Origin of the sequence: Luteimonas aestuarii (assembly GCF_004357985.1) — a bacterium.
Lineage (GTDB): Bacteria > Pseudomonadota > Gammaproteobacteria > Xanthomonadales > Xanthomonadaceae > Luteimonas > Luteimonas aestuarii.
Window position 1 is genome coordinate 1 of record NZ_SMTF01000030.1, and the last position, 3,653, is coordinate 3,653.

General features: G+C 64.2%; 3 protein-coding genes. All 3 read right to left on the reverse strand.

Annotated features, from left to right (window positions below):
* Window positions 1–257: 257 nt before the first annotated feature.
* Window positions 258–1,985 (reverse strand): type IV-A pilus assembly ATPase PilB, encoded by a 1,728-nt coding sequence (pilB, locus tag E2F46_RS17275; protein ID WP_133323827.1) that lies wholly within the window; start codon window positions 1,983–1,985, stop codon window positions 258–260.
* 131 nt (window positions 1,986–2,116) lie between these two features.
* Window positions 2,117–2,449 carry a prepilin-type N-terminal cleavage/methylation domain-containing protein gene (locus E2F46_RS17885; protein WP_133323828.1) on the reverse strand — a complete coding sequence of 111 codons (333 nt, stop codon included), beginning with the start codon at window positions 2,447–2,449 and terminating at the stop codon, window positions 2,117–2,119.
* 199 nt (window positions 2,450–2,648) lie between these two features.
* Window positions 2,649–3,023, reverse strand: a complete 375-nt coding sequence (locus E2F46_RS17890; protein ID WP_133323829.1) for a prepilin-type N-terminal cleavage/methylation domain-containing protein — start codon at window positions 3,021–3,023, stop codon at window positions 2,649–2,651.
* Window positions 3,024–3,653 lie beyond the last annotated feature (630 nt).

Here is a 3,653-nt window from a genome sequence, read left to right on the forward strand (position 1 = left end):
CCGCATCCCTGCCTTCCGCTCTCGCCCCCTCCTCCGTTTACGGGGGAGGGCTGGGGTGGGGGTGTCTGGCGAAGCGAGGTTGGGTGCGTCGCGTCTGGGCCTCCCCCATCCCGGCCTTCCCCCGTGAACGGGGGAAGGGGCTAAAGCCGGGAAGGAGCTAAAACGGGGAAGGGGTAGCTGCGCGGGAAGGCGTAACGCAAAAGACACGGCGCAGTGTCGTCGCTGCGGCCACCAGGCAACGCCCTGCAGCCGCGGCCTCAGTCCTTCGTCACGCGGTTGATCTCGGCCAGGCTGGTCACGCCCTTCTTCGCCTTCAGCAACGCCGACTGCCGCAGGTTGCGTACGCCGGATTTCTGCGCGGCTTCCTCGATCTGCATGGCGTTGCCGCCGGCCAGGATGATGGTGGCGATTTCGTCGGTCATCGGCATCACCTGGTACACGCCGGTGCGGCCCTTGTAACCGTTGGTGCATTCGTCGCAGCCCACGGCCTCGTACAGCTTGATGCCCTCGTGCACTTCGTCCGAGGTGAAACCCTCGGCCAGCAGCGCGTGGTCGGGGATCTCCGCCGGCCGCTTGCACTTGTCGCACAACCGTCGCGCCAGGCGCTGCGCGATCACCAGCGTCACCGAGCTGGTGATGTTGTACGGCGCGATGCCCATGTTCATCAGGCGCGCCATGGTCTGCGGCGCGTCGTTGGTGTGCAGGGTGCTCAGCACCATGTGGCCGGTCTGCGCCGCCTTGATGGCGATCTCGGCCGTCTCCAGGTCGCGGATCTCGCCCACCATGATGATGTCCGGGTCCTGTCGCAGGAAGCTGCGCAGCGCGGCGGCGAAGGTCATGCCGCGGCGCTCGTTCTGCTGCACCTGGTTCACGCCCGGCAGGCGGATTTCCACCGGGTCTTCGGCGGTGGAGATGTTGCGCGTCTCGTCGTTCAAAATGCCCAGCGCGGTGTACAGGCTGACGGTCTTGCCGCTGCCGGTGGGGCCGGTGACCAGCACCATGCCATAGGGCTTCTGGATGGCCTCCTCGAACAGCTTCTGCTGGTCCGGCTCGTAGCCCAGCTTCTCGATGCCCAGCTTGGCGGCGCTGGCATCCAGGATACGCAGCACCACCTTCTCGCCGAACAGGGTGGGCAGGGTGCTGACGCGGAAGTCGATCTGCTTGGTCTTGCTGAGGTTCAACTTGATGCGGCCGTCCTGCGGGATGCGCTTCTCGGCGATGTCCAGCTGCGCCATCACCTTCAGGCGCGCGGTGATGCGGCTGTTGAGCTTCACCGGCATCCTGGCCGACTGCTTGAGGATGCCGTCGATGCGCAGGCGCACACGGTAGTCGGTCTCGTAGGGTTCGAAGTGGATGTCGGACGCGCCGCGCTTGATGGCATCCACCAGCACCTTGTTGACGAACTTCACCACCGGCGCGTCGTCCTTGCCGTCGCCCACCGTGGCTTCGTTGCGGTCGTCGTCGGCGCCGCCCTCCACGTCCAGGTTCTCCAGTCCGTCGCTGTCGCCCAGCGCGTCGTCCAGGCTGTCGGCGGCCTGCAGCCACAGCTCCAGGGTGCGGCGCAGGGTGTCCTCGTCCACCAGGATGGGTTCCACCGCCAGGTTGGTGTGGAACTTGATCTCGTCCAGGCCGTGGGCGTTGGTGGGGTCGGAGGTGCCCACGTGCAGCTTGCCGCCGCGCTTGAACAGCGGCAGCACGGCGTGCTTGCGCAGCAGTTCCTCGCTGACCAGCCTCACCGCACTGGACTGCCCGTCCATGGCCGAGGGGTCGAACACCGGCATGCCGAACTCGGCGCTGTTGGCCGCCGCCATCTGCGCCGCGGTCACCAGCTTCTGCTCGCGCAGGTACAGGGCGATCTGCTGGCGCGCCTGGGTGGCCTTGTCCAGCGCATCCCGCGCGGCGGCTTCGTCCAGGGCGCCGTCCAGCACCAGCCGGCGGGCGATGCCGGTGATGCCGACGAGGTTGGCGGTGGTGACTGCGTTCATGGCGCTAGAAATCCGAAAGAATTCGAAGAAACTCTACCGCAAGAACGGCACGACGCGCCGCCTATCAGCGGATGACAACAACGAGTCGCAATATTTACGCCGGTAGCCAGAGGTCACGACGTGCTTGACTATCAGGGCTGCAGAGCACAGGTACCGGAGGCCATGTCGCACAGCGTTTCGCGTATACCTGGAAGCTGAGGTCTCGCTGTAATGTTCGTAGCAAGATCCACAGCGTCGTTTGACGTGGTGCACGCTCGACGCGGTGCGGCTTCGGGTGTATCGCCATTCTGGATAGTTGCGATTGCAAAGCTCGCATAGCTCTTGGTCTCCGCCAGACAGGCAGTCTCCGCCGCATTGATGCGGTAGTTGTTGTAGGCAGGCAGAGCAATCGCTGCCAAGATCGCGATGATGGCCACCACGATCATCAGCTCGATCAAAGTAAATCCCCTATTGCGCTTGAACATGCTTTCCCCGGATGTCGTGCCCCAACGTAGTCCATGCAAGTAACGCGCCAGCATTTAGCGAAAAACAGCAAGACGACACAAAAATGTGATCGGCAGCCATGTTTTTGTGACAGTGACTTGGGAGTCACAGTCTGGTCCTACACAAAAAGAAAGGGGCCAAGGGCCCCTTTCTTTCTTAGCGTGCTTTGGTCCGGCGAACTTACGGAACGATTTGGCACGTGGCGTTGGCAAAATCACACTGGGAGTTGCGGGCGCCGGCCGGAGCCGTTGCTGCAACGTTGAAGGTGGTGAAAGTGCCCGGCGCAGCAGTTACGAGGTCCGGAGTCGCTGCGGTGGCGGTGCAAGCAGGACCAGCATGGGTCGGCAAATCAGCAGCGGCGAAGCCGCCATGCACGGCAGCGGTGTACGAGTTGGTGAAGGCCTTCGCCTCCGCCAAACACGCGTTCTCAGCCGAGCGCACGCGGTAGTTATTGTAGGCCGGCAGCGCGATGGCGGCCAGGATGGCGATGATCGCAACAACGATCATCAGTTCGATCAGGGTGAAGCCCTTCTGGGCGCGGCGAACGTTCTTCATGGTGTATCCCCTAGAGGTTGGTTTGTCTTCACGTGCCCCCGTTGGTCGGCAGCGCCGGGTCCTGTGGGCAGCCGTGCAACAGTGCACGTGCAAGGGTACATACGCAGAAGGCGTGCCAACGCTGCCAGGGCAGTGCCAATGTATCGGTTTGCTGGAAAAAGTCTCAAAAACAGGTTGGGTGCCCGAGGGGGGGGTGCCCGCCTTGGTCACATTGCGTCGCAATGTGACGCAATCGGGCGGTTTGGCTGCTGCGCGGCTGTCGCGAGGCATGCGACCTGCGCCGTTTGACGTGGCAGACATGCCGTGAGCGGCGGCGGCCCGGGCGGCGAGATGGCAATGCGGCAGGTTGCCAACGCGAACGATCCCGCGCGGGCGGTCCGTGCGGGGGCGGGGCAGATGGTGCGCGTGGCCCTGCCCACGATGGGGTGCGACGTGGTTTGGTCCTCGTTCGCGCCCAAGGATGCTCCTACGGGGTGCGATGTGGGATCACGCGCGACGCAGCCCCGCTTTCGTAGGAGCGGCCTTGGCCGCGACTGGGTTGCGATGTTGTTTGGTTCCCGTTCGCGCCCAAGGATGCTCCTACAGGGTGCGATGTGGGATCACGCGCGACGCAGCCCCGCTTTCGTACGA

Coding starts and splice junctions, on each gene's coding strand:
- pilB (WP_133323827.1), bottom strand. CDS start 1,985: ATGAACGCAGTCACCACCGCCAACCTCGTCGGCATCACCGGCATCGCC.
- E2F46_RS17885 (WP_133323828.1), bottom strand. CDS start 2,449: ATGTTCAAGCGCAATAGGGGATTTACTTTGATCGAGCTGATGATCGTG.
- E2F46_RS17890 (WP_133323829.1), bottom strand. CDS start 3,023: ATGAAGAACGTTCGCCGCGCCCAGAAGGGCTTCACCCTGATCGAACTG.